This window comes from Streptomyces sp. NPDC014801 (genome assembly GCF_043082085.1).
In the GTDB taxonomy this organism is placed as follows: domain Bacteria; phylum Actinomycetota; class Actinomycetes; order Streptomycetales; family Streptomycetaceae; genus Streptomyces.
The window spans coordinates 123384-148858 of sequence record NZ_JBIBXG010000012.1 but is presented as its reverse complement, the minus strand read 5'-3'; the positions used below and the strand labels follow the sequence as shown (position 1 = coordinate 148858).

The following is a 25475-nucleotide window of genomic DNA, read 5'->3' as shown; positions in this document are numbered from 1 at the left end:
GATCCTCAGCGGAACCTACGCCTCCGCGTTCAGAAAATGAACACTTCTGTTGATGACCTTTGTTGGATTGTGATGTGCCTCAGGCTGGTGAGTTGTGGCGTGTTATGTTTGATTGTGTTGAGTCAGAGCAGTACTTCGGTCCCCTAGCAGGCGCTTGGGTGCGGACAGAGGGAGTCCGGCGTGAAGAAGACCTCGACCCGGCTGGCCGACGGTCGTGAGCTGATCTACTACGACCTGCGCGACGACACGGTGCGGGACGCGGTCGACCGGCGTCCGCTGGAGCGGACCGTGACGACCTCCGAGATCCGCCACGACGAGCTGCTCGGCGACGCCGTCGCGATCGCCTCGCACCGCCAGGGCCGCACCTACCACCCGCCGGCCGACGAGTGCCCGCTGTGCCCGTCGCAGGGCGGGCGGCTCAGCGAGATCCCGGACTCCTCCTACGACGTCGTCGTCTTCGAGAACCGCTTCCCCTCCCTCGCCGGCGACTCCGGCCGCTGCGAGGTCGTCTGCTTCACCTCCGACCACCAGGCCTCCTTCGCCGACCTGACGGCCGATCAGGCACGACTGGTCCTGGACGCCTGGACCGACCGCACCTCGGAGCTGTCCCATCTGCCCTCCGTCGAGCAGGTCTTCTGTTTCGAGAACCGCGGCGCCGAGATCGGTGTGACCCTCGGCCACCCGCACGGGCAGATCTACGCCTACCCCTTCACCACCCCGCGCACCGCGCTGATGCTGCGCCAGGTGGCCGCGCACAAGGAGGCGAGCGGCGGGGAGAACCTCTTCGACGCCGTCCTGGAGCGCGAGCTGTCCGGCGATCGGGTCGTCCTGGAGGGGGAGCACTGGGTCGCGTTCGTGCCGTACGCGGCGCACTGGCCGTACGAGGTGCACCTGTACCCGAAGCGGCGCGTGCCCGATCTGCTGGCGCTGGACGAGGGGGCCCGCACAGAGTTCCCCGAGGTCTATCTGGAACTCTTGAGGCGCTTCGACCGGATCTTCGGCAGTGGAGAGCCCCCGACGCCGTACATCGCCGCCTGGCACCAGGCGCCGTTCGGCCGGCTGGCGGAGTTCGACGGCGTCACCCGTGACGACTTCGCGCTCCACCTGGAGCTTTTCACCATTCGCCGTACGTCCGGCAAGCTGAAGTACCTCGCGGGCTCCGAATCCGGCATGAGCGTGTTCATCAACGACGTGCCTCCGGAGCGCGCGGCCGAGCGACTGCGAGAGGTAGCGAGTTCATGAGCGGTAAGTACCTGGTGACGGGCGGTGCGGGGTACGTCGGCAGTGTGGTGGCCCAGCATCTGCTGGAGGCCGGCCACGAGGTCGTCGTCCTCGACAACCTCTCCACGGGGTTCCGGGAGGGCGTCCCCGCGGGCGCCGCGTTCCTCGAGGGCGACATCCGCGACGCCGCCAAGTGGCTGGACTCCTCCTTCGACGGCGTCCTGCACTTCGCCGCGTTCTCGCAGGTCGGCGAGTCGGTGGTGAAGCCGGAGAAGTACTGGGACAACAACGTCGGCGGCACCATGGCCCTGCTCGGCGCGATGCGCGCGGCGGGCGTGAAGAAGCTCGTCTTCTCCTCCACCGCCGCCACCTACGGCGAGCCGGAGCAGGTCCCGATCGTGGAGACCGCCCCGACCAAGCCCACCAACCCCTACGGCGCCACCAAGCTCGCCGTCGACTTCATGATCACCAGCGAGGCGCAGGCGCACGGCCTGGGCGCGGTCTCCCTGCGCTACTTCAACGTCGCCGGCGCCTACGGCGCGTACGGCGAGCGCCACGACCCCGAGTCGCACCTCATCCCGCTGGTCCTCCAGGTCGCCCAGGGCCGCCGCGACGCGATCTCCGTCTACGGCGACGACTACCCGACGCCGGACGGGACCTGCGTGCGCGACTACATCCACGTCGCGGACCTCGCCGAGGCCCACCTGCTGGCGCTGACGGCCGCACAGCCCGGCGAGCACCTGATCTGCAACCTCGGCAACGGCAACGGCTTCTCCGTCCGCGAGGTCATCGAGACCGTCCGCAAGGTCACCGGCCACCCGATCCCCGAGGTGGTCGCCCCGCGCCGGGGCGGCGACCCGGCCGTCCTGGTCGCCTCCGCGGACACCGCCCGCGAGCGCCTCGGCTGGCAGCCGCGCCGCGCGGACCTCGCCGGCATCGTCGCGGACGCGTGGGAGTTCGCGCAGCGCCGCGCAAAGTAACGCACTTTCGAGCAGAAGGTACGAAAGGTCAGGGTCAGGGATGAGCGAGGCCGTCGCCGGCGAAGTGGCCGAGCGGTTCAAGCAGCTGTACGGAGCCGATCCGGAAGGGGTGTGGGCGGCACCGGGCCGCGTCAACCTCATCGGCGAGCACACCGACTACAACGACGGCTTCGTCATGCCGTTCGCCCTGCCGCACACCGCGGTCGCGGCGGTCTCCCGCCGCGACGACGGCCTGCTGCGGCTGCACTCGGCCGACCTGGAGGGCGGCGTCGCCGAGCTGCGCGTGGACGAGCTGGCTCCGCAGTCCGACACGGCGTGGACGGCCTACCCGGCCGGTGTCGTCTGGGTGCTGCGAGAGGCCGGCCACCCGGTGACCGGCGCGGACGTGCACCTCGCCTCCACGGTCCCGGCGGGCGCGGGCCTGTCCTCCTCGGCGGCCCTGGAGGTCGTCGTCGCGCTCGCCCTGAACGACCTGTTCGGCCTCGGGCTGCGCGGCTGGCAGCTGGCCCGTCTGTGCCAGCGCGCCGAGAACGTCTACGTCGGCGCCCCGGTCGGCATCATGGACCAGACGGCGTCGGCCTGCTGCGAGGCCGGGCACGCCCTCTTCCTGGACACCCGCGACCTGTCCCAGCGGCAGATCCCCTTCGACCTGGCCGCCGAGGGCATGCGCCTGCTGGTCGTCGACACCCAGGTCAAGCACGCGCACAGCGAGGGCGAGTACGGCAAGCGCCGCGCCGGCTGCGAGAAGGGCGCGGACCTGCTCGGCGTCGACGCCCTGCGCGACGTGCCCTTCGACGGCCTGGACGAGGCGCTGGCCCGCCTCGGCGACGAGGAGGAGGTCCGCCGCCTGGTCCGCCACATCGTCACCGAGAACCACCGGGTGGAGCGGGTGGTGTCGCTGCTGGAGTCCGGTGACACCCGCGCCATCGGCCCCCTCCTGGTGGAGGGCCACGCCTCCCTGCGCGACGACTTCCGCATCTCCTGCCCCGAACTGGACCTGGTCGTCGACACCGCGATGGCCTCCGGCGCCCTCGGCGCCCGGATGACCGGCGGCGGCTTCGGCGGCTCGGCGATCGTCCTCGCCGACATCGCGGACGTGGACACGATCACCAAGGCGGTCGAGGAGGCCTTCGCCGCGGCGGCCTTCACCGCCCCCCGCGTCTTCGAGGCCATCCCCTCGGCCGGCGCCCGGCGGCTCAGCCGAGCCGCTTGACCAGCGTGTACTCCGTGATCCCCGGCGGGTAGTCGGGGATCACGCACACCACCTCGTAGCCCTGCTTGCGGTAGAAGTCCGGCGCCTGGAAGTCCCAGGTCTCCAGCCGGGCCGCGGCGCACGCGCGCTCGGTGCGGGCCAGGTGCTCGGCGCGGGCGAGCAGCCGGGAGCCGAGCCCCCGGCTCCGGTGCGTCCGGTCCACCCACAGGTAGTCGACGTGCAGCCAGCCGGCCCAGGTGTGGCCGACCAGACCGCCGGCGAGGTCGCCGGTGTCCTCCATGGCCCACAGGTGCAGGGGGACGTCCCGCTCGTCCGGGGTGCCGCGCAGGGCGCGCAGCACGGGGGAGGCCGCGGTGTTCGTGTCGCGGAGGCGCGAGCGGAGCAGATCGCGTCGCTCTTTGTCTACTTCTGCCTCAATACGAAACATGCGGCTCACCCTAGACGCCGTGATGCCGTCAGTTCTGCAATTCTCCTTGCCGTCCCCGGCTGCGGCCCTACCCTGTGAACAGCACCGGTGGGGGCCGGTGCCGATCAGGGGGCGAGACAGTCGGGTACGGCGCTCGCGTACGGGGGGAAGCGGTTCGGCACGGCGGCGGCCGGGCCTGTTCGCGTTCCGCCGGAGCGTCGTACCCGCGCCGGTCGTCGTGGCGAGGACCAGTGGGGGTCATCCGTGGTGCGCATCCGAGTCCTGGTCGTCGACGACCACCGCATCTTCGCCGAGTCGCTCGCCGCGGCGCTGGCCGCCGAGCCGGACGTCGAGGTGGCCGCGGCCGGCAGCGGCCCGGCCGCGCTGCGCTCCCTGGACCGGGCGGCCGGCGAGGGCCGCCGCTTCGACGTGGTCCTCGTGGACGCCGACCTGGGCGCGATGCCGCCGGGCCTGCGGCCCGCGCCGCCCGTACCGGACGGCGGGGAGGACGGCGTCGTCGACGGGATCTCCCTGGTCGCCGGAGTGCGCTCGGCGCAGCCGCAGGTGCGGATCGTGGTGCTCGCCGAGAAGGACGACCCGCGCCGCGCGGCGCTCGCCCTGCAGGCCGGGGCCTGCGGCTGGGTCGCCAAGGACTGCTCCCTGTCCCGGCTGCTGACGGTGATCCGCGGCGTGCTGCGCGACGAGACGCATCTGCCGCCCGCCCTGCTCACCGGCGTCCTGCGCGAGCTGACGGCCGCGCGCAAGCACCGCACGGAGAGCGAGCGGCTGGTGGAGTCCCTCACCCCGCGCGAGCGGGAGGTGCTGCGCTGCATGGTCGCCGGGCTCGGCCGCAAGGCGGTCGCCGAGCGGCTGTTCCTCTCCCCGCACACCGTGCGCACCCACATGCAGAACGTGCTGGGCAAGCTGGGTGTGCACTCCACGCTCGCGGCGGTCGCGCTGGCCCGCCGCGCCGGGGTCGGGCCGGCCGACCTGGCCGTGCCCTCAGCCGGGGATGTTGTCGAACGGGGCGGTCAGCTGGCGTAGCAGCCCGGCCAGTTCGCCGCGCTGGGCGCGGGACAGCTCCGCGAGGATCGCCCGCTCCTGGTCCAGCAGCCCGGACAGCGCCTGGTCGGCGCGGTCGCGGCCCTCGTCGGTGAGACGGACCAGCACGCCCCGGCGGTCGCTGGGGTCGGGCAGGCGCTCCACCAGGCCCTTCTTGGCCAGGCGGTCGATGCGGTTGGTCATGGTCCCGGACGTCACCAGGGTCTGGGTGAGCAGCTGCCCGGGGGAGAGCTGGTAGGGGGCTCCCGCGCGCCGCAGGGCCGTCAGCACGTCGAACTCCCAGGGCTCCAGACTGTGCTCGGCGAAGGCAAGACGGCGCGCCCGGTCCAGGTGCCGGGCCAGTCTGCTCACCCGGCTGAGCACCTCGAGCGGTTCCACGTCGAGGTCCGGACGTTCCCGGCGCCACGCTGCGACCAGCCGATCGACCTCGTCCTCCATGACGATCAGTGTAGTGGTTGTGTCGACATTAAGTCTCTTGATGTCGTGTCTCTTGACATCAAGATAAATGGGTGGGGACAGTGGAGCCATGACCAAGCCGACCTGGGATCCGGACCAGTACCTGCGCCACGCCGGGCACCGCGCGCGCCCCTTCATCGACCTGCTCGCCCGCATCCCCGCCCCGCCCGCCGGCCGCCCCCGCGTCGCCGACCTCGGCTGCGGCCCCGGCAACGTCACCGCCCTGCTCGCCGAGCGCTGGCCCACCGCGCACATCACCGGCTACGACAACTCGCCCGCGATGCTCGACGCCGCCCACACCGGCCACGAGGGCCCGACCGCCGGGGGAGGCCGCCTCGACTTCGCCCACGCCGACGTCCGCACCTGGACACCCGGCGAGCCGTACGACGTGATCGTCTCCAACGCCACCCTGCAGTGGGTCCCGGGCCACGCCGACCGGTTCGCCGACTGGATCGCCGCCCTGCGCCCCGGCGGCACCTTCGCCTTCCAGGTCCCCGACAACCTCGACGCCCCGCTGCACGCCCTGATGCGCGACCTCGCCGCCACCGAGCGCTGGCGCGGCCGCCTCGCCGGCGTGCTGCGCGAGACCGGCTCCGTGCACACCCCGGACGTCTACCTCGACCAGCTCGCCCGCCTCGGCTGCGCCGCCGACGTCTGGACGACGACGTACTTCCACGTCCTGCCCGGCGACGACCCCGTCCTCGACTGGGTCAAAGGCACCGGGCTGCGCCCCGCGCTCACCGCCCTCGCCGACGACCCGCAGGCCCGCGACGCCTTCCTCGCCGAGTACCGCGACCTGCTCCGCGAGGCCTACCCGCGCCAGGACTACGGCACGGTCCTGCCCTTCCGCCGCCTGTTCGCCGTCGCCGTCAAGGAGGCCTGACGATGATCACCGCGCTCGACCACGTCCAGCTCGCCGCCCCGCCCGGCAGCGAGGACGCCCTGCGCGCCTTCTACACCGGCGTCCTCGGCATGACCGAGATCCCCAAGCCGCCCGTGCTCGCGGCCCGCGGCGGCTGCTGGTTCCAGGCCGGCGGCGTGCAGCTGCACCTCGGCGTGGAGGAGGACTTCCGGCCGGCGCGCAAGGCGCACCCCGGCCTGCGCGTCACGGGCATCGAGGCCTACGCCGCCCAGCTGACCGCCGGCGGCGCACAGGTCGTCTGGGACGACAACCTCCCAGGTCACCGCCGCTTCTACGCCGAGGACCCGGTCGGCAACCGGCTGGAGTTCCTCGAACCGTGTGTTTGATCCGCGCCCGACGGGTCACCCGACGTGATGAGACCCCCCGCAGACATGACTGGGAGTGATCAACCGTGGCAGGCGAGCAGAAGGCCAAGGGCAAGAAGGAAGAGCTCAAGGGCAAGGCCAAGGAAGCGGTGGGCCGTGCGGTCGGCAACGAGCGCATGACCGCCGAGGGCGAGGCCGACCAGATGAAGGGCGACGCCCGCCAGGCCAAGGAGAAGACCAAGGACGTCTTCAAGCACTGACGTCTTCCAGCGCTGACGTCTTGGAGCGCTGACGTCTTCGGGCAGCGCACGTGTGCGAAGGCCCCCCGGATCATCCGGGGGGCCTTCGCGCGGTTCAGGGGGTCCCTACGGTGACCGCCGGCCGGCGTGAGCGCGCGCCGGGGTCCGTCGGACGACGTCAGTTCTTGCGGTGACCTATCAGCCGGGGCTTGGGCTCCAGCCCGTCCAGGCCGTGCCAGGCCAGGTTCACCAGATGGGCGGCGACCTCCGCCTTCTTCGGGCGGCGCACGTCCAGCCACCACTGCCCGGTCAGCGCCACCATGCCCACCAGCGCCTGCGCGTACAGCGGCGCCAGCTTCGGGTCGAAGCCGCGGGACTTGAACTCCTTGCCGAGGATGTCCTCCACCTGCGTGGCGATGTCGGAGATCAGCGAGGCGAAGGACCCCGTCGACTGCGGAATGGGCGAGTCGCGCACCAGGATGCGGAACCCGTCCGTGGACTCCTCGATGTAGTCCAGCAGGGCGAACGCCGCCTGCTCCAGCAGCTCCCGCGGATGCCCCGCGGTCAGCGAACCGGTCACCATGTCCAGCAACTGCCGCATCTCCCGGTCCACGACGACCGCGTACAGACCCTCCTTGCCGCCGAAGTGCTCGTACACCACCGGCTTGGACACCCCGGCCTTGGCCGCGATCTCCTCCACCGACGTGCCCTCGAAGCCCTTCGCGGCGAACAGGGTCCGACCGATCTCCAGCAGCTGCTGGCGGCGCTCGGCGCCGGTCATCCGGGTGCGGCGCGGGCGCCGCGGCTTGTCGCTGCTGGTACTGCTGGAGTCGGTCGCCACGGCGTCAATCATGCCGCCTCGGCTGTCACCTTCCGCCGCCGGGAGCCGTCCTCACCGCCGTTGCGGCGCGAATCGATACGGGAGCGTGACGGCCAGCGCACGTCGTACGCCCAGCCCAGCAGCTCGAACCAGCGGATGATCCGCGCCGAGGAGTCGATCTGGCCGCGCATCACCCCGTGCCGCGCCGCGGTCGGGTCGGCGTGGTGCAGGTTGTGCCAGGACTCGCCGCAGGACAGGATCGCCAGCCACCACACGTTGCCCGAACGGTCCCGCGACTTGAAGGGGCGCTTGCCGACCGCGTGGCAGATCGAGTTGATCGACCAGGTCACATGGTGCAGCAGAGCCACCCGGACGAGTGAACCCCAGAAGAACGCGGTGAACGCGCCCCACCAGGACATCGTGGCGAGCCCGCCGATCAGCGGCGGCAGCAGCAGCGACACGGCCGTCCACAGCACGAACGTCCGGGAGATCGCCCGCATCGCCGGGTCCTTGATCAGGTCCGGTGCGTACTTGTCCTGCGGCGTCTGCTCCTCGTCGAACATCCAGCCGATGTGCGCCCACCACAGGCCCTTCATCAGCGCGGGCAGCGTCTCGCCGTACCGCCACGGCGAGTGCGGGTCACCCTCCGCGTCGGAGAACTTGTGGTGCCTGCGGTGATCCGCCACCCAGCGCACCAGCGGGCCCTCCACGGCCATCGACCCGGCGATCGCGAGCGCGATCTTCAACGGGCGCTTGGCCTTGAACGAACCGTGCGTGAAGTGACGGTGGAAACCGATCGTGATGCCGTGGCAGCCCAGGTAGTAGAAGAAGACCAGCAGACCGAGGTCCAGCCAGCTGAGGCCCCAGCCCCAGGCCAGCGGCACGGCCGCCACCAGCGCGAGGAACGGAACCGTGATGAACAGCAGCAGCGCGATCTGCTCGATCGAACGCTTCTGCTCGCCGCCGAGCGTGGCGGGCGTTACGGGCGTGTCGTCGGGCGCCTTACGAGCGTCTGCGATCACATCGGAGGAGCTAGTGGTCATACGCGTCCCCTGGGGGTCGAGGGTCTGGGCGATGCCGAGCTGCGGGAACGGCTCACTTCCTACGGTTCCGTAACCTACGGCATCGTAAGTATGGCAGCGTGTCGCCCGGCGGCAAGAGCCCCACGGCCTGCACCATCCGGCCGCCACCTATCCTGGTGTCGGTCGGACAGCGCGGTCCGCTCTGAAGTTTTTCCCGGACGTCCGGCCCGTAAGCGGTCCCCGCCGCGCGAGACGCCCGTCCGGGTTCCCTCCCAGACGAGCTTCAACACTGCAAGGAGCCGCACCTGTGAGCAGTGCCGACGACCAGACCACAACCACGAGCAGTGAGCTGCGCGCCGACATCCGCCGGCTGGGCGATCTCCTCGGTGAGACGCTCGTCCGCCAGGAAGGCCCCGAACTGCTGGAACTGGTGGAAAAGGTCCGCCGCCTCACCCGCGAGGACGGCGAAGCCGCCGCCGAACTGCTGCGCGGCACGGAACTGGAGACCGCGGCCAAGCTGGTCCGCGCCTTCTCCACCTACTTCCACCTGGCCAACGTCACCGAACAGGTCCACCGAGGCCGCGAACTGCGCGCCAAGCGCGCCGCCGAGGGAGGCCTGCTCTCCCGCACGGCCGACCGGCTCAAGGACGCCGACCCCGAACACCTGCGCGAGACCGTCGAGCACCTCAACGTCCGCCCCGTGTTCACGGCCCACCCCACCGAGGCCGCCCGCCGCTCCGTCCTCAACAAGCTGCGCCGCATCGCCGCCCTCCTGGACGAGCCGGTCCTCGACTCCGACCGCCGCCGCCACGACACCCGGCTGGCCGAGAACATCGACCTCGTCTGGCAGACCGACGAACTGCGCGTGGTGCGTCCCGAGCCCGCCGACGAGGCCCGCAACGCCATCTACTACCTCGACGAACTCCACGCCGGCGCCGTCGGCGACGTCCTGGAGGACCTCACCGCCGAACTGGAGCGCGTCGGCGTCAAGCTCCCCGACGACACCCGCCCCGTCACCTTCGGCACCTGGATCGGCGGCGACCGCGACGGCAACCCCAACGTGACCCCCCAGGTCACCTGGGACGTGCTGATCCTCCAGCACGAGCACGGCATCAACGACGCCCTCGACATGATCGACGAGCTGCGCGGCCTGCTGTCCAACTCCATCCGCTACACCGGCGCCACCGAGGAACTCCTCGACTCCCTCAAGGCCGACCTCGACCACCTCCCCGAGATCAGCCCCCGCTACAAGCGCCTCAACGCCGAGGAGCCCTACCGGCTCAAGGCCACCTGCATCCGCCAGAAGCTGGAGAACACCAAGCAGCGCCTGGCCACCGGCACCCCCCACGAGGCCGGCCGCGACTACCTCGGCACCAGCGAACTCCTCGCCGACCTGCGCCTCATCCAGAACTCCCTGCGCGAGCACCGCGGCGGCCTGTTCGCCGACGGCCGCCTCGCCCGCACCATCCGCACCCTCGCCGCCTTCGGCCTCCAGCTCGCCACCATGGACGTCCGCGAACACGCCGACGCCCATCACCACGCCCTCGGTCAGCTCTTCGACCGCCTCGGCGAGGAGTCCTGGCGCTACGCCGACATGCCGCGCGACTACCGCACCAAGCTCCTCGCCAAGGAACTGCGCTCCCGCCGGCCGCTCGCCCCCACCCCCGCGCCCGTCGACGCGGCCGCCGAGAAGACCCTCGGCGTCTTCCAGACGATCAAGCGCGCCCTGGAGGTCTTCGGACCCGAGGTCATCGAGTCCTACATCATCTCCATGTGCCAGGGCGCCGACGACGTCTTCGCCGCCACCGTCCTCGCCCGCGAGGCCGGCCTGCTCGACCTGCACGCCGGCTGGGCGAAGATCGGCATCGTGCCGCTGCTGGAGACCACCGACGAACTGCGCGCCGCCGACACCATCCTGGAGGAGATGCTCTCCGACCCCTCCTACCGGCGCCTGGTCTCCCTGCGCGGCGACGTCCAGGAGGTCATGCTCGGCTACTCCGACTCCTCCAAGTTCGGCGGCATCACCACCAGCCAGTGGGAGATCCACCGCGCCCAGCGCCGCCTGCGCGACGTCGCCCACCGCTACGGCGTACGGCTGCGCCTCTTCCACGGCCGCGGCGGCACCGTCGGCCGCGGCGGCGGCCCCTCCCACGACGCGATCCTCGCCCAGCCCTGGGGCACCCTGGAAGGCGAGATCAAGGTCACCGAGCAGGGCGAGGTCATCTCCGACAAGTACCTCATCCCGTCGCTGGCCCGCGAGAACCTCGAACTGACGGTCGCCGCCACCCTGCAGGCCTCCGCTCTGCACACCGCGCCCCGCCAGTCCACCGAGGCCCTCGCCCGCTGGGACGCCGCCATGGACGTCGTCTCCGACGCCGCCCACGCCGCCTACCGCCGCCTGGTCGAGGACCCCGACCTGCCGACGTACTTCCTCGCGTCGACGCCCGTGGACCAGCTCGCCGACCTGCACCTGGGCTCCCGCCCCTCGCGCCGCCCCGGCTCCGGCGTCTCGCTCGACGGCCTGCGCGCCATCCCCTGGGTGTTCGGCTGGACCCAGTCCCGGCAGATCGTCCCCGGCTGGTTCGGCGTCGGCTCGGGCCTCAAGGCCCTGCGCGAGGCCGGCCTCGACACCGTCCTGGACGAGATGCACGAGCAGTGGCACTTCTTCCGCAACTTCATCTCCAACGTCGAGATGACGCTCGCGAAGACCGACCTGCGCATCGCCCAGCACTACGTCGACACCCTCGTCCCGGAGAACCTCCGGCACATCTTCGACACCATCAAGGCCGAACACGACCTCACCGTCGCCGAGGTCCTGAAGGTCACCGGCGAGCGTGAACTCCTCGACGCCCAGCCCGTGCTGAAGCAGACCTTCGCCATCCGCGACGCCTACCTCGACCCGATCAGCTACCTCCAGGTCGCCCTGCTCAAGCGGCAGCGCGACGCCGTCGCGTCCGGCGAGCAGCCCGACCCGCTGCTCTCCCGCGCCCTGCTGCTCACCGTCAACGGAGTCGCGGCCGGCCTGCGCAACACCGGCTGACCCACCCCGTTTCCGGGCCTACGACGGTGCCCCCGAGCCTCGTTGCTCGGGGGCACCGTCCGTCCTGTGTCAGCGGCCGTCAGCCACGGGCCGCCTTGCGGCGCCGCAGCACCAGGAACCCGCCGCCCGCGACCAGCGCCGCCGCCACACCCGACAGCAGGCCCACCGGGGCACTGCTCCCGGTCTCGGCCAGGTCGCCGCCGGCCGCACCGCCCTGCGCCGACGGCGACGCCGACGCCGACGGCACGGCACCGCCCTCACCGGCGGAGGCCGACGCCGACGCGGACGCCGACGGAGCGGCCGAAGCGGACGCGGACGCCGAAGCGGAAGCCGAGACCGACGCCGACGCGGACGCCGACGGCGCCCCGCCGCCCTCGGACTTCTCGCAGTCCGTCCAGAACACCTTGTGCTTCGCCGCCTTGCTGTGCTCACCGGCGAAGTTCCAGAACAGCTTGTAGTGCCCGTCCGGCAGCGACAGATCCTCCGTACGGCCGTGACCCGCGCCGTCCAGGGTGATCGCGCCGGACTTCACCGTCTCGCCCTTCACGCCGGCCGTGGGCGCCCAGGACTCGATGTGCCAGGACACCTGCTGACCGCCGTCGAAACCGAAGGCGTCCAGGTAGAACGTGCACACGTGCGGCTCGTTGCGGCGCAGCTCCTCGCCGGTCGAGGCGTCGTGGATCTTCACCGTGCCGTTGTCGCCGGGCGCGGTCGCGTGAGCGGAGGGGGCCGCGAGGAAGGCGGCGGCTGCGAGGGCGCACACGGCGCCGACGCGAGGGGGGGTTCGCATGGGGCAGTCCATCTTCAAGAAGCGGAAGGGAAGATGTGGAGGGGGCGGCTCAGCTTCCGGCCCCGCGGATGACCAGGTCAATCACGAAGCGGCAACACTCACACCCTCCACGAAGTGGAGAACGCCGAAACCCGTCACACCGTCACGAACCAGCCGCCGACCCGGCCGTCCTACCGGCAAGAACCCCGCCGCGGACCCGTCGCACCGGCACGAACCTCGCCGCCCGGGCGACTCGTCACCGATACGAACCCCGCCGCCGGGCGACTCGTCACACCGACACGAACGCCGCCGTCAGCAGCGCGAACCCGGAGCCCGCCAGCACCCACGCCGCCCGCGTCAGCCGCAGCCCCCCGGCCACCACCACCGACGCCAGCAGCAGCGCACCGCCCAGCGGCACCCACGCGAACAGCACCCCCGCCGGCCCCGACCGGACCACCTCGTCGCTGCCCGGCTTCACCACCACCGCGTAGGTACGGCCCACCCGCACCGCCAGAGCGTCCTCGATCACCACGCTGCGCCGCGCCACCGATCCCGCCGACCCCGGCGTGAACGGCCCCGTGCACACGTCCTCCGCGCACCGCGTCACCACGACCGTCCCCCGCTCACGCCCCTTGGTGAGCATCACGTGCTGGGCCGTCCCCCACGACGCCCACACCCCCGCCACCAGGATCAGCGCCGTCACCGCACCCATCACGGCCAGCCGCCCGAACCGCAGCGCGGCGGCGGACGCCTGACGGGACCTCGTGGCAGTGGCAGCAGGCATGGCCGGGATCATTCGCCATCCCCGCGCACCCGGTCAACTCACGTAAGCGACAAGTCAGGAGTTGTACGCGCTCTGCGCCCGCTCCAGGCCCTCCGTCACCAGACACTCCACGGAGTCCGCCGCCCGGTCCACGAACCAGTCCAGCTCCTTGCGCTCCGTTGAGGAGAAGTCCTTCAGCACGAAGTCCGCCACCTGCATACGCCCCGGCGGCCGCCCGATCCCGCACCGCACCCGGTGGTACTCGCGCCCCAGCGCCTTCGTGATCGACTTCAGCCCGTTGTGGCCGTTGTCCCCGCCGCCCAGCTTCAGCCGCAGCGTCCCGTAGTCGATGTCCAGCTCGTCGTGCACCGCGACCACGTTCGCCAACGGCACCTTGTAGAACTCCCGCAGCGCGTTCACCGGACCGCCCGACAGGTTCATGTACGACATCGGCTTCACCAGCACCACCCGCCGGTTCGCCGGACCGGGCGGACCGATCCGCCCCTCCACGACCTGCGCCTGCGCCTTGCCGGCCCGCTTGAACTTCCCCCCGATCCGCTCGGCCAGCAGGTCCGCCACCATGAAGCCGACGTTGTGCCGGTTCATGGCGTACTCGGGGCCCGGGTTGCCGAGCCCGACGATCAGCCAGGGGGCACTGGCAGGGGTGGTCACGTCCATGTCTCCTTGATACGCGCCAGCCGCCGCTCCCGGCGAGGGAAGCGGCGGCTGGTCAGTTGACGACGGCGGCGAGGATCAGGCCTCGGCGGCCTCTTCGCCCTCGGTCTCCTCGCCCTCGGCGGCCTCCTCGGCCTGCGCGGCCAGGACCTGCAGGACGACCGCGTCCTCCTCGACGGCCAGGGTCACGCCGCTCGGCAGCGTGATGTCCTTGGCGTGGATGGAGGCACCGGCCTCCAGGCCCTCCACGGACACCGTGACGGCCTCGGGGATGTGCGTGGCCTCGGCCTCGACCGGCAGGGCGTTCAGCACGTGCTCGAGCAGGTTGCCACCCGGGGCCAGCTCGCCCTCGGTCTGGACCGGGATCTCGACCGTGACCTTCTCGCCGCGCTTGACCAGCAGCAGGTCGACGTGCTCCAGGAAGCCCTTCAGCGGGTCGCGCTGCACGGCCTTCGGGATCGCCAGCTCGGTGCGCTGACCGTCGATGTCCAGGGCGATCAGGACGTTCGGCGTACGCAGCGCCAGCAGCAGGTCGTGGCCCGGCAGCGTCAGGTGCAGCGGCTCGATGCCGTGACCGTACAGAACACCGGGAACCTTGTTGTCGCGGCGGACACGACGCGCGGCACCCTTGCCGAACTCGGTGCGCGTGGCGGCGGCGAGCTTCACCTCGGACATGTGGATCACTCCTCGTAGGAAGCGGAAAACGGACGGGGTTACCCGGCCAACGAACGGCCTGCTACGAAGAGCGCGTCGATTACGGACCGCCGCACCACACGGGTACGGCCTCCCTCGCCGAGCAACTGCAGCAGTCTACTCGGCAAGGGAGGCCGTTCCCAAAACGATCAGCAGCCCACCGGCTGCAGAACCCTTACTGCTCGTCGAACAGGCTCGTCACCGAACCGTCCTCGAACACCTCACGCACCGCCGACGCGATCGTCGGAGCGATCGACAGCACCGTGATCTTGTCCAGCTCGCGGTTCAGCTCACCCGGCGTCGGCAGCGTGTTCGTGAACACGAACTCGCTCACCCGCGAGTTCTTCAGCCGGTCCGCCGCCGGACCCGACAGCACACCGTGCGTCGCCGTCACGATGACGTCCTCCGCACCGTGCGCGAACAGCGCGTCCGCCGCCGCACAGATCGTGCCACCGGTGTCGATCATGTCGTCCACCAGGACACAGACCCGGCCCTTGACCTCACCCACGACCTCGTGGACGGTCACCTGGTTCGCCACGTCCTTGTCACGCCGCTTGTGCACGATCGCCAGCGGAGCGCCCAGACGGTCGCACCACCGGTCCGCCACCCGCACCCGGCCGGCGTCCGGCGAGACCACCGTCAGCTTCTCCCGGTCCACCTTCGCGCCCACGTAGTCCGCCAGCAGCGGCAGCGCGAACAGGTGGTCCACCGGGCCGTCGAAGAAGCCCTGGATCTGGTCCGTGTGCAGATCGACGGTCAGGATGCGGTCCGCACCCGCCGTCTTCATCAGGTCCGCGATCAGACGCGCCGAGATCGGTTCACGACCACGGTGCTTCTTGTCCTGCCGCGCGTAACCGTAGAACGGCACGATGACCGTGATGGAGCGGGCCGACGCACGCTTCAGCGCGTCGATCATGATCAGCTGCTCCATGATCCACTTGTTGATCGGAGCCGTGTGGCTCTGGATCAGGAAGCAGTCCGCACCACGAGCGGACTCCTGGTAACGGACGTAGATCTCACCATTGGCGAAGTCGAAGGCCTTCGTCGGGACGACCCCGACACCCAGCTGCTGGGCGACCTCCTCGGCAAGCTCGGGGTGGGCGCGGCCGGAGAAGAACATCATCTTCTTCTCGCCGGTCGTCTTGATCCCGGTCACAGCACTGATCTCCTCAGAGGTGTTCTCAGCTCGGTGTCGAGAGACCTCGCCGCCGGCGCGCGGCGACAGGCCGTCTCAGCTGGTGGGGTGCGGGTGTGTGCACTTATCACGGTACGCCGTCTTCGACGCACCTGTTTCCGGTCAGTCCTCGTTGCCCGAATCCCGGGACGCCGCCTCGGCCGCCTTCGCCGCCGCGCTCCCAGGACGCTTGCGCGCCACCCAACCCTCGATATTCCGCTGCTGACCACGGGCCACGGCCAGCGAACCGGGCGGCACATCCTTGGTGATCACAGAGCCGGCAGCCGTGTAGGCACCGTCCCCGACCGTGACAGGCGCCACAAACATGTTGTCCGAACCGGTACGGCAGTGCGACCCGACGGTCGTGTGGTGCTTCTTCTCACCGTCGTAGTTCACGAACACGCTCGCCGCACCGATGTTGGTGTACTCACCGATCGTCGCGTCACCGACGTAGCTCAGGTGCGGAACCTTCGTCCCCTCACCGATCTCGGCGTTCTTCGTCTCGACGTAGGTCCCGATCTTGCCCTTGGCCCCCAGCCGCGTACCCGGCCGCAGATAGGCGAACGGCCCCACGGACGCCTCCGGGCCCACCACGGCCCCGTCCGACACCGTGTTGTCCACCCGGGCCCCGGCCCCCACCTGCGTGTCGTGCAGCCGGCTGTTCGGACCCACCTCGGCACCCTCCGCCAAGCGAGTGGCACCGGTCAGCTGCGTCCCCGGATGCACCACGACGTCCTGCTCGAAGGTGACCGTCACATCCACCCAGGTGGTCGCCGGGTCGATCACGGTGACCCCGGAGAGCATGGCGGCCGTCAGCAGCCGCTCGTTCAGGATCCGCCGGGCCTGCGACAACTGCACCCGGTTGTTGATCCCCGCGATCTCCCGGTGATCCGCGGCCACCGACGCACCGACCCGGTGCCCGGCCTCCCGCAGGATCCCCAGCACGTCGGTCAGGTACTCCTCGCCCTGCGAGTTGTCCGTCCGCACCTGCTTCAGCGCGTCCGCCAGCAGCGCGCCGTCGAACGCGAACACCCCGGAATTGATCTCCCGGATCTCCCGCTGCGTCTCGGAGGCGTCCTTGTGCTCCACGATCGCGGTCACCGCACCGGAGTCGTCCCGCACGATCCGGCCGTACCCCGTCGCGTCCGGCACTTCCGCCGTCAGCACGGTCACCGCGTTGCCGTCGGCGGCATGCGTCGCCGCCAGCCGCGTCAGCGTCTCACCGGTCAGCAGCGGGGTGTCCCCGCACACCACCACGACGGTCCCGTCGACGCCGCCACCCAGCTCCTCCAGCGCCCTGCGCACGGCGTGCCCGGTCCCGTTCTGCTGCTCCTGCACGGCGGTGCGGACGCCGGGGTCGATCGCGTTCAGGTGCGCGGTGACCTTCTCGCGCGCGTGCCCGACCACGACGACCAGGTTCTCGGGGTCCAACTCACGCGCGGAGGCCAGCACATGGCCGACGAGGCTGCGGCCGCAGATCTCGTGCAGCACCTTGGGTGTGGCCGACTTCATACGGGTGCCCTCACCCGCTGCGAGTACGACGACGGCTGCCGGGCGGATGACGCTCACGGGGGTGCCCTTCGGCTGGTGACGGGGTGGGGGTGGACATCCGCAGGATACCGGGGCGGCACGTGAGAGAAATGAGTGCGGGTCCTGACCACGTGGGTCAGGACCCGAACCGAGCAGCTCCGCCAGCTGGATTCGAACCAGCACTACAGGGCTTCAAAGGCCCGCGGGCTACCAGTTACCCCATGGCGGATGGCTGCATCAGACCTTACCCGAGTGAGGGGACGCCGTGATCCCTGAGACGGCACTGACCATGCCGTTCCACCACCCTTCGATCCGGCGGTACAGGTCAGCGCACTGCCGGACGCTGATCACGAGACAGCCCCGGTAGTTCTCCCCCACGTTCTTGCGGATTGTCCTGGGGTTGTGTTTCTTGATGGTTGTCCGCTGGAACGCGGATGCGTCCACGCCGACAAGATCGGCCCAGTATTGCTTGGCGCCCTCGACATCCCCCGTGGCATGGATCATGACCCTGTAGCGCAGGCGCTCCGGCTCCACGCCCAGTAGGTCGAGCCAGGCCATGAAGATCTGGATCACACCGGGATCGCTGTTTACGAACTGGACGTTCTCTCGCCGGGCGTATGGCTTGTCCTTGGCGCCTTCCGCCCAGTACAGGGCGACTCCGGTCATGAACAGCTCGCGGCTTGTCATGGCGCCGATTTCTTGTGCGGCGGCTGCCTTGGCTCGCTGCCGTTGTTCGTCCCGCACTGCCAGCTCGTGCTCCCAGCGCTTTCGTGCGGCCAGCCTCGCCTGTTCCGTCGGGTCGCGACGCTCCGGCTTGGGTAGATCCCGCACCCACAGCGAGATCGAGCTCTTCGAGCAGCCCAGCTCGACTTGGATCTGATCGTACGTCCAGCCCTGGAGGCGTAACTCGCGAGCCTTCACCCTGAGGTCGTCCTTGGCGTTCGGGCGCTTGGTCCACTCCGGTGGGGGCTCGCCTTCCAGGAGCCGGTTGAGGATGTCGTTGTTGTCGACGCGAAGCCGGTCACGAATGTGGCGCCGGCTGAGGCCGGCGCGGCGCAGAGCCATCGCCTGTTCCCGGAGGCCCTCGAAGTCGGCGTACTTGCCATGGGTATGTGCCATGTCCATACCGTCCGGGCGGAATGATGGGTTCGGTAGGGAAACGGGAGCGCGTTCGCCTGTTCGAGGGATCTCTGCCTGTAGTGGAAACTCGCCGGAAAAGGGCCGGCGGGCGATCGTAGGCTGGGGGCATGACCACGACGGGGGAAGCGCACGCTGCGGCCGGGACCGGGCCGTGGTGGTGGGCGCGGTGGCGTTCCGCGGTGCTGGACTGGGGGCTGGCGGCGGTGTCCGCCGTCGAGTGTGCGGTGGAGGGGATTCCGTTCGCGCGGGACGCGGGGATTCCGGTCTCGGTGGGGGTGGTGTTCGGGTTCCTGGCCGGCGCCGTGCTGCTGGTGCGGCGGCGGTGGCCGATCGCCGTGGTGCTGGTGTCGGTCGCCGTCACGCCCGCCCAGATGGGGTTCCTGATGGGCGTGGTCGGTCTGTACACGCTCGCGGCCTCGGAGCTGCCGCGCCGGGTGATCGCCTCGCTCGCGGGGATGTCGCTGGTGGCGATGCTGATCGTGACGTTCGTGCGGTTGCGGCAGGCCGCGGACAGCGGGGACGTGGGGGACTGGTTCGTTCCGTTCGCGTCGATCTCGATGGCGCTGGGGATGACCGCTCCGCCGGTGCTGCTGGGGCTGTACGTGGGGGCGCGGCGGCGGCTGATGGAGAGCTTGCGGGAGCGCGCGGATTCGCTGGAGCGGGAGCTTCAGTTGCTGGCGGAGCGTGCGGAGGAGCGCGCGGAGTGGGCCCGCAACGAGGAGCGGACGCGGATCGCGCGGGAGATGCATGACGTGGTGGCTCATCGGGTGAGCCTGATGGTGGTGCATGCGGCGGCGTTGCAGGCGGTGGCGCGGAAGGATCCGGAGAAGGCGGTGAAGAACGCCGCGCTGGTGGGGGACATGGGGCGGCAGGCGTTGACGGAGTTGCGGGAGATGCTGGGGGTGCTGCGCAGCTCGGAGGGGGCTGGTCCGCGGCCGGCGTCGGTGCCGTTGGCGGCGGTGGGGGTGGCGGCCGCGGCGGCCGCTTCACGGGCGGCCGGCGAGGACGCGGTGGCCGAGGGCCCGTGTCTGGCGGAGATCGAGGAGCTGGTGGGGCAGTCGGCGGCGGCGGGGATGGTCGTGGATCTGTCCGTCGACGGGGAGGCGCGGGCGTGTGGTGCGGAGGTGGAGGCGACGGCGTACCGGGTGGTGCAGGAGGCGTTGACGAACGTCCACAAGCACGCGGCGGGCGCGAAGACGTATGTGCGGCTGGCGTACCGGGGGTCGGAGATCGCGATGCAGGTGGAGAACGAGCCGCCGCCGGAGGGGGGCTCGGCGTCGTCGGCGCGGTTGCCGTCGGGGGGCAACGGGCTGGTGGGGATGAAGGAGCGGGTGCTGGCGCTCGGGGGTGTGTTCGTGTCGGGGCCGACGGACGCGGGGGGTTTCCGGGTGTCGGCGGTGCTTCCGACCCGGTAGGGCGGTGCCCGGCGGCCGCAGGGCGGTCAGGCCGTGGTGAGGCGGGTGGGCTGGGTGCCGGTGACGAGGGCGGTGAGGGCCTGGTCGATGTCGGGGCCGAGGTACCAGTCGCCGGTGTGGTCGAGGGCGTAGACGCGGCCTTCGGTGTCGATGGCGATGAGGGCGTGGGTGTCGGTTTCTGCGCCGAGGGGGCTGACCTCGGTGTCGAGGGCGCGGCCGAGGTCGCCGAGGGTGCGGGCGAGGTGGAGGCCGTGCAGGGGGTCGAGGTGGAGGGCGGCGGGGGCGATCTGGCGGCCGGGGCCGGTGGGGGTGAGGGTGAGGCCGCCGAATTCGGCCCAGGCTTCGACGGCGGCGGGGAAGACGGTGTGGCGGTGGCCGGCGGGTGAGGTGTGCTCGCGCAGGGTGTCGGCCCAGATCTCGGCTTGCTTGATGTCCCAGCGTCCGGGTTGCCAGCCGGCGTCGCGCAGGGCGGCGTCGACGGGGACGGGGAAGCGGGTGCTGGAGGCGCGGTCGGTGTGCATCTGCCCTGGTTCGTCGATCGTGTCTGAGGGTGCGGGGTCAGTCGTCGGTGGTGGTGGGGTCGACGATGCGGACGCCGAAGTGGGCGCTGAGGGCGGTGCAGGCGCGGCAGGGCGCGGCGAAGGTGCCGTGCAGGGGGTCGCCGTCCTCGCGGATGCGCCGGGCGGTGAGTTTGGCGTGTTTGAGGGCTTTGCGGGCTTCGCCGTTGGTCATGGGTCTGCGGGCGGCGCGTTTGCTGCGGGCGGCGTCGGCGGTGGTGAGGTGCCGCGAGATGAGGATGGTTTCGGCGCAGCGTCCGGTGAAGCGGTCGCGCTGGCCGCTGGTGAGCGTGTCGAGGAAGTCCTGGACGAGGGGGTGCAGCGCGGGCGGCTGGTCGCTGCGGGCGGCGGTGCCGGTGAGGGTGGCGCCGCGCACGGAGAGGGCGGCGGCGACGGTGGGGAGTATGCCGTCGCGGCGGTGGCGCAGGGTGGGGGGCTGGGGGGCGTCGGTGCTGCTCCAGCCGATGCGGGGGTCGCCGGAGGCGGCGGCGCCGGTGTGCGGTCCCGTCTGCGTGGCGTTCATGATCGTCATACCCTCCCGAGCATCCCCCGAAGGACTCAGAGTGCCAAATGGTGTGGTGGGTGCGGAAGCTGGGGCCGGGTGACACGCCCGCGCGGGGTGGGGCTGTGACGGTGCGGTGACAGGTGCGTGACGGCAGGTCACGGGGAGCGTGGGGGTGGCCGGGGGTGCGGGGCCGGTGCCGGTGACCGGGGTCGGCGTACCGCATAGGCTGTCGGCACCGCGATGGGCGCGGTCAGCGTGCCCAGGACCGTTGAGACAGTCGGATACGGGCCGTGGGGCGCCGAGGGCGGTCCCGCGGGTCGTCCAGAGTGCCGCAGGGGGCAACCGCCATGACGACAGGTCGGCTCGGGCTGGGGGCACCGCCCAGCCGCCAGGCTGGGGGACAGGCCACGCCGCCGAACGCGGCTTATGCCGGGCAGGTCGTGCACTTCCCGGATCCGGTTCGGGCCGCCCGTCATCCCAGAGGGGTGCGGGTGGACGAGCGGGGCTACCCCGACTTCTCGCCCTACGCGCGGGCGGCCGCGGAGATCGCGGAGCCGCCGGAGGGGTTCGGTGTCGACGAGTTGCGGCTGACGGACTACGTGTCGGCGAACGCGGCGCTGGCGGCGAGCGGGCACGAGTTGTGGGACACGGTGCCGAGTGTGGCGACGCCGCACGGCTGGACGTGGCACCACGTGGTGGGGTCGCGGCGGCTGGAGCTGGTGCCGGTCGAGGTGAAGGCGCTGCTGCGGCATCACGGCGGGATCGCGACGGCGGTCGTGGACCAGGACAAGCGGGGCACGCGGCCGTTGCAGGAGACGCGGCCGGCGCACTTCGGGCTGCCGAAGTCGGGTGTGGCGGTGACGGAGCAGCAGGTGCAGGGGGTCGAGGAGGACCTCGGGTACCGGCTGCCGGGCGCGTACCGCTCGTTCCTGAAGGCGGCGGGCGGTTGCGCGCCGGTGGGGACGGCGCTGGACGCGGAGTTGGGGCTGCTGGTGGACCAGCCGTTCTTCACGGTGCGGGACGAGGCGGCGGTCAACGACCTGGTGTATGTGAACAAGTGCCTGCGGGACCATCTGACGAAGGACTATCTGGGCGTGGGTTTCGTCCAGGGCGGTCTGCTGGCCGTGAAGGTGAAGGGCGAGCGGATCGGTTCGGTGTGGTTCTGCGCGTACGACGACGCGCGGGACGTGGATCCCTCGTGGACGCCTGCGGAGCGGGTGGAGCGGTTGCTGCTGCCGTGCGGGGAGGACTTCGACGCGTTCCTGTCGCGACTCGCGGGGTCTCCGCCGGAGTTGGAGACCGTGGCGAATCTGATGGTGGACGGCGGGTTCGCGCGTGCCGTTCCGGTTTCTTCCGCGGGGGAGTGATTTCGCGATGGTGACGTTCGCGCAGGCGCAGGAGCGCGCGGAGGAGTGGATCAACGGGGACGTGCCCGCGTACCAGCACCGTGAGGTGCGGGTGCGGGAGTTCGAGCTCGGTTTCGTGGTGTGGGGGGAGGACCGGTCGGAGGGCCCGCGTTCGGACGGGGGCGGGCAGCGGCTGGTGATCGCCCGGGACAGCGGGGAGGCCACGTTGTGGCCGGCGCTGCCGGTGGGTGAGGTGATCCGCCGCTACGAGGAGGAGTACGGGCGTGCGGAGGCCGCGGAGCCGGCGCCGGCGCCCGCGGCGCGGGTGGATCTGAACCAGACGTCGTTCCTGCTGACACCGCCGGAGTGGTTGCAGGAGGCGGCGGACAAGCTGGGCATCCCGGACCGCCGCCGGGACGGTGCGGACGGGCCGGAGCGGACGGAGGAGCCGGCGGGTTCGGCGGGTTCGGTGGGTTCGGCGGGGTCGGCCGGGGCGGACACGCCCGGCGGGGCCGCCGATTCCGCGGCGGCCGTGACGGACAGGGCCGGTGCGTCCGGCGCGGCCGCCGCGTCCGGCGCCTCCGGTACGTCCGGTGGTGCGGGCGGGGGTGCCGGTCCGCTGCCCCAGACGCAGGGCGGGGTGCCGGTGCCGGGTGCGCGGGAGTCGGCCGACGCGCCGGGCGCGCCGTCGGCCGCCGGGGCGCCGGGTGCGCCGGGTGCACCGGGGCCGGTCCAGGTGCCGGGTGCGCCCGTGGGGGCGACGCCGTGGGCCGGTACGGACACCAACGCGGACGCCGGTGAGGACCGTTCGGTGCCGTTGCCGCAGACGGTGTTCGCGCCGCCGCTGAGCGAGGCCGGGGACGTGCCGCCGGTGTCGCTGCCGGACGCCAAGACGGCACTGATGTCGGGCGGCAGCCAGCTCCCGCGCACGGCGATCGCCCCGGCGATCACCGAACCGGGCACGGCGGCGCAGGGCGGCCCGGCCACCCCGCCGCCGCCGTCGTACGGCTACCCGCAGGGCCCGGGAGGTCCCGGTACGCCGCCGCCTCCGCCGCCGGGTGCTTCGTCGTACGGCTACCCGCAGGGCCCGGGGGGTCCGGGTACGCCGCCTCCGCCGCCCGGTGCCTCGTCGTACGGGTATCCGCAGGGGCCCGGTGTTCCGGGCGCCCCGCAGGCACCCGGTACGCCTGGGGCTCCCGCCGCTCCCGCCACCCCGCCGTCCGGCACCCAGGGTGCGCCCGAGCGGCCGGGGGCCTCGCACGCCGGGGACATCGCCGACGCGGCGACCAGCAAGGCCGCGCCGCCTCCGCGGCGTGGGCGCGGTGCGACTCCGCCGCCTCCGCCGGGTGCTCCCGGCACTCCGGGTACGCCTCCGCCGTCCGCGCCCGCGGCGCAGGGCGGGTACGTCCCGACGCAGCTGGTGTCCGCCCTCGGCCCCGACGGCCCCGAGGGCGCGCAGCCGGCCCCGCCCGCCCCCGGCGCGCCCGGCGGGACGCCGCCCGGTGGGGTCCACCATGCGGCGACGATGTTCGCCGACCCGGGAGCCCCGGGTGCCCCGAAGCCTCCGGGCGCCCCCGGAGCCCCCGGCGCGCCGCGGCCTCCCGCCGCCCCCGGTACGCCCGGCGGACCCGGTGCGCCGCAGCCTCCTGCCGCCCCCGGCGCCCCCGGCGGCACGCCGCCCGGCGGTGTCCACCACGCGGCGACGATGTTCGCCGACCCGGGAGCCCCGGGAGCCCCGGGTGCTCCGAAGCCTCCGGGCGCCCCCGGCGTTCCGGGCAGTCCCGGTGCTCCCGGCGCTCCCGGAGCCCCCACCCCGCCCGGCACCCCCGGCGCGCACCCCTCGGCGGGGGGCGCGCGCGGTGCCGTGCATCACGCGGAGACCATGCTGGCCGCGCCCCCGGTCGGTGGCCCCGGTGCGCCCCCGCCTCCGCCGCCGCCCGTCCCGGGCGTCCCCGGCATGGCCCCGCCCGCCCCGCCCGGCGCGGTGCCCCCCGGTGCCGTACCCCCGGGTGCGGTACCGCCCGGTGGCATGCCCCCCGGTGCCATGCCGCCGCCCGCCGGCGCGCCCGTGCCCGGTATGCCCCCGGGGGCCGGCTTCCCGCAGGCGGCCCCCGGGCAGCCGACCGTCGGCCCGGGCTATCAGGCCGTGTTGCGCTACCGGGCGCAGGACGGGTCGGAGCAGCAGCTGATCCGGCGTTCGGCGCCGGGCACCCCGCACCCGGAGTGGCAGATCTTCCACGAGCTGCGCGCCATGAACGTGCCGCCGGACCAGGTGCTGGAGCTGCACACGGAGCTGGAGTCGTGCGAGCTGCCGGGCGCGTACTGCGCGCGGATGATCCGGGAGCAGTGGCCGCAGGCGCGGATCACGTCGATCGCGCCGTACGGCACGGATCACGCGAGCCGGCAGCAGGGCATGCAGCAACTGCTCGCCCACCAGGGCGAGTTGCATCAGGTCGCCGACGGTCCGGCGCGCCCGGCGCCGGTGCGGGCGCCGCTGCCGCCGGTGCAGCCGGTGCCGCCTCTCCCGCCGGAGGGCGTCGCGCAGGAGCTGGCGGGGGCGTTCGGGCCGGGCATTTTCCGGTTCGAGCAGCAGGCGGTGTCGCGGCAGGGGGTGCCGCCGATCGTGGCGCACACCCTGGTGGTGGCCGGTCTGCCGGTGGACATGGGCCCGTTCTTCTGGGCGCAGGCCCAGCCGGGGCGGCCGGTGCCGACGCTGGCGGAGCTGGCGGCCGAGCGCGGGGTGCAGCCGACGCCGGACGCGGGCTCGTACCTGGTGATGGGCACCGACTTCGGCAAGGCGCTGTGCGTGCAGTACGGCACCGCGCACATTGTGGCCGTGCCCGTGGAGGCCGGGCCGGGCGGGGCGCCGGTGCCGCCGCAGTTCGTGAACACCGGGCTGCCGGAGTTCCAGCGCTGTCTGGCGCTGCTCGGGCGGATGTGGCGGCTGCGGTTCGGGCTGAACCAGGAGCAGGCCGGCCGCTGGACCGTGGACTTCCAGGCGCAGCTCGCGGCGCTGGACCCGGCGGCGCTGGGGTCGCCGGAGAGCTGGTGGTCGGTGCTGCTGGAGCAGATGTGGGACGGCCTGCTCTGACCGTTCGAAACCCACACACCACGCAGGGCTGACGGGGCGTCATCGCCCGCTGCCCCCCCGGCTGAACGGGCCGGTTCCGATCGGGAGATCGGGGCCGGCCCGTTTCACTTTCCGCTCTCTTTCCTCCCGCG

General features: G+C 72.0%; 24 protein-coding genes and 1 tRNA gene. 11 read left to right on the top strand and 14 right to left on the bottom strand.

What is annotated here, in order from left to right; genetic code table 11:
- The first annotated feature begins 180 nt into the window (after window positions 1–180).
- From galT to galK, 3 genes are read left to right on the top strand one after another with little or no spacing between them, the layout of a single operon-like run.
- The gene (gene galT, locus ACF1AL_RS28470) at window positions 181–1242 is read left to right on the top strand and encodes a galactose-1-phosphate uridylyltransferase (RefSeq protein WP_391704780.1); all 1062 of its coding nucleotides are present in this window, start codon (window positions 181–183) and stop codon (window positions 1240–1242) included.
- Window positions 1239–2201, top strand: a complete 963-nt coding sequence (gene galE, locus ACF1AL_RS28465) for a UDP-glucose 4-epimerase GalE (protein ID WP_391828012.1) — start codon at window positions 1239–1241, stop codon at window positions 2199–2201. Before galT ends, galE begins: the two co-directional genes overlap by 4 nt.
- 40 nt (window positions 2202–2241) lie before the next feature.
- Window positions 2242–3414 carry a galactokinase gene (galK, locus tag ACF1AL_RS28460; RefSeq protein ID WP_391828010.1) on the top strand — a complete coding sequence of 391 codons (1173 nt, stop codon included), beginning with the start codon at window positions 2242–2244 and terminating at the stop codon, window positions 3412–3414.
- Here galK and ACF1AL_RS28455 read toward each other — a convergent pair.
- The gene (locus tag ACF1AL_RS28455) at window positions 3398–3841 is read right to left on the bottom strand and encodes a GNAT family N-acetyltransferase (protein WP_391660783.1); all 444 of its coding nucleotides are present in this window, start codon (window positions 3839–3841) and stop codon (window positions 3398–3400) included. The genes galK and ACF1AL_RS28455 overlap by 17 nt on opposite strands.
- Window positions 3842–4084: 243 nt before the next feature.
- Here ACF1AL_RS28455 and ACF1AL_RS28450 point away from each other — a divergent pair, with 243 nt between their 5' ends.
- Window positions 4085–4864: a LuxR C-terminal-related transcriptional regulator gene (locus ACF1AL_RS28450; RefSeq protein WP_384211768.1), complete on the top strand. Its 780-nt coding sequence runs from the start codon at window positions 4085–4087 to the stop codon at window positions 4862–4864.
- Here the strand turns inward: ACF1AL_RS28450 and tamR are convergent.
- Entirely contained in the window at window positions 4823–5320 is a 498-nt protein-coding gene (tamR, locus tag ACF1AL_RS28445; RefSeq protein ID WP_366835647.1) for a MarR family transcriptional regulator TamR, read from the bottom strand. The two genes, ACF1AL_RS28450 and tamR, sit on opposite strands and share 42 nt — an antisense overlap.
- A gap of 88 nt (window positions 5321–5408) precedes the next feature.
- Here tamR and ACF1AL_RS28440 point away from each other — a divergent pair, with 88 nt between their 5' ends.
- The 3 genes from ACF1AL_RS28440 (at window position 5409) to ACF1AL_RS28430 (ending at window position 6825) form a co-directional block, all read left to right on the top strand.
- On the top strand, window positions 5409–6221 hold the full coding sequence (locus tag ACF1AL_RS28440; protein WP_366835648.1) for a trans-aconitate 2-methyltransferase: 813 nt from the start codon (window positions 5409–5411) through the stop codon (window positions 6219–6221).
- A 2-nt stretch (window positions 6222–6223) separates the two neighbouring features.
- Window positions 6224–6586 carry a VOC family protein gene (locus ACF1AL_RS28435; RefSeq protein ID WP_391704777.1) on the top strand — a complete coding sequence of 121 codons (363 nt, stop codon included), beginning with the start codon at window positions 6224–6226 and terminating at the stop codon, window positions 6584–6586.
- Window positions 6587–6651: 65 nt separating this feature from the next.
- Complete coding sequence (locus tag ACF1AL_RS28430; protein ID WP_366835650.1) at window positions 6652–6825, top strand: CsbD family protein; 174 nt, start codon at window positions 6652–6654, stop codon at window positions 6823–6825.
- 157 nt (window positions 6826–6982) lie between these two features.
- On the opposite strand, the gene ACF1AL_RS28425 is transcribed toward ACF1AL_RS28430, so the two are convergent.
- Window positions 6983–7657: a TetR/AcrR family transcriptional regulator gene (locus tag ACF1AL_RS28425; RefSeq protein ID WP_391828008.1), complete on the bottom strand. Its 675-nt coding sequence runs from the start codon at window positions 7655–7657 to the stop codon at window positions 6983–6985.
- Window positions 7654–8667: an acyl-CoA desaturase gene (locus ACF1AL_RS28420; protein ID WP_366835652.1), complete on the bottom strand. Its 1014-nt coding sequence runs from the start codon at window positions 8665–8667 to the stop codon at window positions 7654–7656. Before ACF1AL_RS28420 ends, ACF1AL_RS28425 begins: the two co-directional genes overlap by 4 nt.
- Window positions 8668–8953: 286 nt before the next feature.
- On the opposite strand from ACF1AL_RS28420, the gene ppc reads away from it, so the two are divergent.
- The gene (ppc, locus tag ACF1AL_RS28415; RefSeq protein ID WP_391660786.1) at window positions 8954–11686 is read left to right on the top strand and encodes a phosphoenolpyruvate carboxylase; all 2733 of its coding nucleotides are present in this window, start codon (window positions 8954–8956) and stop codon (window positions 11684–11686) included.
- 79 nt (window positions 11687–11765) lie between these two features.
- On the opposite strand, the gene ACF1AL_RS28410 is transcribed toward ppc, so the two are convergent.
- The 8 genes from ACF1AL_RS28410 to ACF1AL_RS28375 all read right to left on the bottom strand — a co-directional run bounded on the left by ACF1AL_RS28410 (window position 11766) and on the right by ACF1AL_RS28375 (window position 18409).
- Window positions 11766–12476 (bottom strand): LPXTG cell wall anchor domain-containing protein, encoded by a 711-nt coding sequence (locus ACF1AL_RS28410; RefSeq protein ID WP_366835654.1) that lies wholly within the window; start codon window positions 12474–12476, stop codon window positions 11766–11768.
- A 268-nt stretch (window positions 12477–12744) separates the two neighbouring features.
- Window positions 12745–13251: a hypothetical protein gene (locus tag ACF1AL_RS28405; RefSeq protein WP_391821162.1), complete on the bottom strand. Its 507-nt coding sequence runs from the start codon at window positions 13249–13251 to the stop codon at window positions 12745–12747.
- Window positions 13252–13293: 42 nt separating this feature from the next.
- Entirely contained in the window at window positions 13294–13896 is a 603-nt protein-coding gene (gene pth, locus ACF1AL_RS28400; protein ID WP_384211784.1) for an aminoacyl-tRNA hydrolase, read from the bottom strand.
- Between the two features lie 75 nt (window positions 13897–13971).
- Window positions 13972–14568 carry a 50S ribosomal protein L25/general stress protein Ctc gene (locus ACF1AL_RS28395; RefSeq protein WP_391704765.1) on the bottom strand — a complete coding sequence of 199 codons (597 nt, stop codon included), beginning with the start codon at window positions 14566–14568 and terminating at the stop codon, window positions 13972–13974.
- A 193-nt stretch (window positions 14569–14761) separates the two neighbouring features.
- Window positions 14762–15742: a ribose-phosphate diphosphokinase gene (locus ACF1AL_RS28390; protein ID WP_103779257.1), complete on the bottom strand. Its 981-nt coding sequence runs from the start codon at window positions 15740–15742 to the stop codon at window positions 14762–14764.
- Between the two features lie 141 nt (window positions 15743–15883).
- Complete coding sequence (gene glmU, locus ACF1AL_RS28385; RefSeq protein WP_391660788.1) at window positions 15884–17329, bottom strand: bifunctional UDP-N-acetylglucosamine diphosphorylase/glucosamine-1-phosphate N-acetyltransferase GlmU; 1446 nt, start codon at window positions 17327–17329, stop codon at window positions 15884–15886.
- A 117-nt stretch (window positions 17330–17446) separates the two neighbouring features.
- Window positions 17447–17519: transfer RNA gene (locus ACF1AL_RS28380), tRNA-Gln, on the bottom strand.
- Window positions 17520–17527: 8 nt separating this feature from the next.
- The gene (locus tag ACF1AL_RS28375) at window positions 17528–18409 is read right to left on the bottom strand and encodes a hypothetical protein (RefSeq protein WP_391704762.1); all 882 of its coding nucleotides are present in this window, start codon (window positions 18407–18409) and stop codon (window positions 17528–17530) included.
- Between the two features lie 128 nt (window positions 18410–18537).
- Here ACF1AL_RS28375 and ACF1AL_RS28370 point away from each other — a divergent pair, with 128 nt between their 5' ends.
- Window positions 18538–19845: a histidine kinase gene (locus ACF1AL_RS28370; protein WP_366835659.1), complete on the top strand. Its 1308-nt coding sequence runs from the start codon at window positions 18538–18540 to the stop codon at window positions 19843–19845.
- 26 nt (window positions 19846–19871) lie between these two features.
- Here the strand turns inward: ACF1AL_RS28370 and ACF1AL_RS28365 are convergent, their stop codons facing one another.
- The gene (locus ACF1AL_RS28365) at window positions 19872–20366 is read right to left on the bottom strand and encodes an SUKH-3 domain-containing protein (RefSeq protein ID WP_366835660.1); all 495 of its coding nucleotides are present in this window, start codon (window positions 20364–20366) and stop codon (window positions 19872–19874) included.
- A 37-nt stretch (window positions 20367–20403) separates the two neighbouring features.
- Complete coding sequence (locus ACF1AL_RS28360) at window positions 20404–20934, bottom strand: YwqJ-related putative deaminase (RefSeq protein WP_391660790.1); 531 nt, start codon at window positions 20932–20934, stop codon at window positions 20404–20406.
- A gap of 320 nt (window positions 20935–21254) precedes the next feature.
- Between ACF1AL_RS28360 and ACF1AL_RS28355 the strand changes: the two genes are divergently transcribed.
- Both ACF1AL_RS28355 and ACF1AL_RS28350 read left to right on the top strand, forming a co-directional pair.
- Window positions 21255–22274: an SMI1/KNR4 family protein gene (locus ACF1AL_RS28355; RefSeq protein WP_366835662.1), complete on the top strand. Its 1020-nt coding sequence runs from the start codon at window positions 21255–21257 to the stop codon at window positions 22272–22274.
- A gap of 7 nt (window positions 22275–22281) precedes the next feature.
- On the top strand, window positions 22282–25344 hold the full coding sequence (locus ACF1AL_RS28350) for an SUKH-4 family immunity protein (RefSeq protein ID WP_391828006.1): 3063 nt from the start codon (window positions 22282–22284) through the stop codon (window positions 25342–25344).
- Window positions 25345–25475: the final 131 nt, after the last annotated feature.